Raw genomic sequence first — 3,177 nt, 5'->3', positions numbered from 1 at the left:
CTCATGGAACACTTAATATGGTACAATACAAAGAGAATACACCAATCTTTGGGTAATATTTCACCCATTGATTATTTAATAAAAACTGTTCAGGAGTCTCAAATGTGCGTGACGCGTACACTTAATTGACAAATTCCCCCTAAGATTGTAATCTTTATGTGTAAGGTTTTTTGATTTTTTTAAGTTTTTACGGAGATCAAGGTGGTAATTGTTGATATGAAAATATTTTCCATTAATCCAAATTTACAAATGTTGAATCTAATTTACGGAATAAATAAAGCTGATAGAGCTAAAATCAGCTAATTTAGCATACTTTGATCTCCTCTCAAATAAGAAAGAGAGGAAAAAATGGGAACATCGTTACTGTTAGTAATCCTTATTCCAGCGTCTCTAGTCGCCGGTTATTTTATTAGAAGATTTCAGGCGCAGAAGCAAACTGAGAATGCTGAAGCTTTGGCGAAAAAAATGATCGAGGAATCAAAAGCAAAGTCCAAAGAAATTATCTTAGAAGCTAAAGACGAAGCTATGAAAACCAGGGAACAGGTTAAAGTAGAGGAAAAAGAACGTCGAGACAAGATTGGTCAAACTGAGGAAAGGTTAGCTAAAAGAGAAGAAGTAGTAGATAAAAAGATCGAGGATTTGGACAAGCGTCGAACAGACCTGCAGGATAAAGAAAGAGATATTGATAGGACTAAAAAAGATCTTTTCGAGCTAAGAAAAAAACAAGAAGACAAACTAGAAAAGATTGCTAAATTATCCAGAGAAGAAGCAAGAAAAGTTTTATTAGAACTTACCGAAAGAGAATTTAAAGATGATCTGCTTCGAAAAATAAAATCTTTAGAGGAATCTGCCAAAGAGGAAGCGGACAAAAAAGCTCAAGAAATAGTTGCTTTAGCAATTCAAAGATGCGCTGTAGACCTTACTGCAGAATTTACTGTTACAACCGTTAATTTGCCTAGCGATGAAATGAAGGGGCGAATCATTGGTCGTGAAGGTAGAAACATTCGTTCTTTAGAAGAAGCAACTGGTTGCGATATTATTGTTGATGATACCCCTGAAGCGGTAGTAATTTCTGGGTTTGATCCAGTGCGAAGACAAGTTGCAAGGGTTGCTCTTGAAAAACTTATGGGCGATGGCCGTATTCATCCCACAAAGATCGAAGAAGCAGTGGAAAAAGCCAAAAATGAAATTAATCAATCAATGAAAGAAGCAGGGGAGCAAGCAGTTTTTGAAGTTGGTATTGCTGGATTACCCCAAGATTTAACAAAAATTCTTGGAAGATTAAAGTTTCGAACCAGTTATGGTCAAAATGTTTTAAGGCACTCAGTGGAAGTTGCCCATTTAGCGGGATTATTAGCATCTGAAATTGGCGCTGATGTTAATGTTGCCAAGAAAGCAGGGCTATTACATGACATTGGGAAAGCTGTTGATCATGAAGTACAAGGTAATCATGCCATGATAAGTAGGGATATTGCCCGAAAATTTGGTTTATCAGAAGAAGTAATTCATGGGATTGAAGCTCATCACGAAGAAGTTGAACCTCACACGGTTGAAGCAATCATTGTTCATGTAGCTGATGCGATTTCAAGTTCAAGGCCAGGAGCAAGACGCGAAACATTGGATACTTACATAAAACGCTTAAAAGAGCTTGAGAATATAGCTAATGGATTTGAAGGTGTTGAAAAATCTTTTGCTATTCAGGCTGGTCGTGAAATAAGAATAGTCGTTAAACCGGAAGAAATTGATGATTTAAAGGCTGAAAAACTATCCCATCGAATAGCTAGAAAAATTGAAGAGGATTTGAAATATCCGGGCCAAATTAAGGTAAATGTGATTCGTGAAACACGAGCAGTAGATTTCGCAAAATAAAAAATCGTATAATAGATTAATCATATAATTAAAGATAATAAAATAATGAAAATATTAATTTTAGGTGAAATAATTGGCAGGCCGGGTAGGGCGAAAATCAAGGAAGTATTGCCTGATATTCTAAAGCAGTATAGTCCAGATTTTGTTATTGCTAATGGTGAGCATCTTGCTGCAGGTAAAGGTTTAACGGTTGAAAAAATGCAGGAAATGGAGGATTTGGGTATTAATTTTTTCACAACAGGAAATCACGTATTCGCCCATAAGGAAATTTGTCCTTTATTAGAAGATCCGAAAGCTCCAGTTGTAAGACCTGCAAACTATCCTCCTGGCGTACCGGGAAAAGAATATAAAACAGTTGTTGCTAAGGGTCAAAAAATTGCTGTTATCAATCTTATGGGGAGAACCTTCTTTAGATTAGAATTCGATGATCCATTTAGGAAAGTAGATGAGTTGCTTAAAGAAATAAAAACCAATTTTGTAATAGTTGATATTCATGCTGAAGCTACTTCTGAGAAAATTCTGATGGGTGACTATCTTGATGGTAGGGTAAGTATTGTTTTTGGTTCCCATACTCACGTTCCTACTTGCGATTATCAAATTCTAAAGAATGGCACATTTTATATTACGGATATCGGTATGCTTGGGCCTATTGATTCTGTTATTGGACTAAAAAAGGAAGTATCAAGAGAGAGAGTTTTAATGCAGATGCCCGCCAGATATGAAGTCGCGCCATACGGACCATCTTACTTCCATGCATTAATTGTTGACCTAAATAAAGAGGGTAGGGCCATAAATTTTGAAAAAATTGAAAAGATCGTATAATTTGTATATAATCTATTCAAGATAAAAAAGGAGTGTATATATGACAAAAGAGCAATTACTGGAAGTTGTTGCCAATAAGAGCAATTTGTCACAACAGGCAGTTAATAATCTTTTAAAAATTTTAGGTGAAGTTATTACTGAGTCATTAAGAAAGGGTGAGAAAGTGGCTGTTTCCGGCATAGGCGTTTTTGATGTAAACAATAGGGCGTCAAGAAGAGCAAGAAACCCTCAGACCGGGGAAATAATGAAGATACCTGCAATGAGAATTCCGTGCTTTAGGGCTGCTGTAGGTTTAAAAAAGGCCGTTAGAAAATAATTTTTGATAGCTAACAGCTGACAGTTGATAAAATTCTTTGTTTTTTTATGTCAATTGTCAATTGTCAGCTGTTTTTTAACGGGGAGTGGCGCAGCGGTAGCGCACCTGGTTTGGGACCAGGGGGTCGCAGGTTCAAATCCTGTCTCCCCGACCAATCAAGACATTTCAAA

3 protein-coding genes and 1 tRNA gene are annotated in these 3,177 nt (G+C 36.5%); all 4 read left to right on the top strand.

The genetic code is table 11. From position 1 onward, the window contains the following. The first annotated feature begins 348 nt into the window (after window positions 1–348). The gene (gene rny / locus COX95_04730; GenBank protein ID PIZ85237.1) at window positions 349–1,869 is read left to right on the top strand and encodes a ribonuclease Y; all 1,521 of its coding nucleotides are present in this window, start codon (window positions 349–351) and stop codon (window positions 1,867–1,869) included. 45 nt (window positions 1,870–1,914) lie between these two features. Further along, complete coding sequence (locus tag COX95_04725; GenBank protein PIZ85236.1) at window positions 1,915–2,691, top strand: metallophosphoesterase; 777 nt, start codon at window positions 1,915–1,917, stop codon at window positions 2,689–2,691. A gap of 40 nt (window positions 2,692–2,731) precedes the next feature. After that, window positions 2,732–3,007 carry a DNA-binding protein HU gene (locus COX95_04720; protein PIZ85235.1) on the top strand — a complete coding sequence of 92 codons (276 nt, stop codon included), beginning with the start codon at window positions 2,732–2,734 and terminating at the stop codon, window positions 3,005–3,007. 79 nt (window positions 3,008–3,086) lie between these two features. After that, a tRNA-Pro gene (locus COX95_04715) sits at window positions 3,087–3,161 on the top strand. Window positions 3,162–3,177 lie beyond the last annotated feature (16 nt).

It is taken from the genome of bacterium CG_4_10_14_0_2_um_filter_33_32 (assembly GCA_002792735.1).
Lineage (GTDB): Bacteria > Patescibacteriota > CPR2_A > CG2-30-33-46 > CG2-30-33-46 > CG2-30-33-46.
This window is presented reverse-complemented; position numbering and strand designations above follow the sequence as displayed.

What these genes read in the sequence shown, in the direction of transcription:
- rny (PIZ85237.1), top strand. Translation starts at nt 349, where the DNA reads ATGGGAACATCGTTACTGTTAGTAATCCTTATTCCAGCGTCTCTAGTC.
- COX95_04725 (PIZ85236.1), top strand. Translation starts at nt 1,915, where the DNA reads ATGAAAATATTAATTTTAGGTGAAATAATTGGCAGGCCGGGTAGGGCG.
- COX95_04720 (PIZ85235.1), top strand. Translation starts at nt 2,732, where the DNA reads ATGACAAAAGAGCAATTACTGGAAGTTGTTGCCAATAAGAGCAATTTG.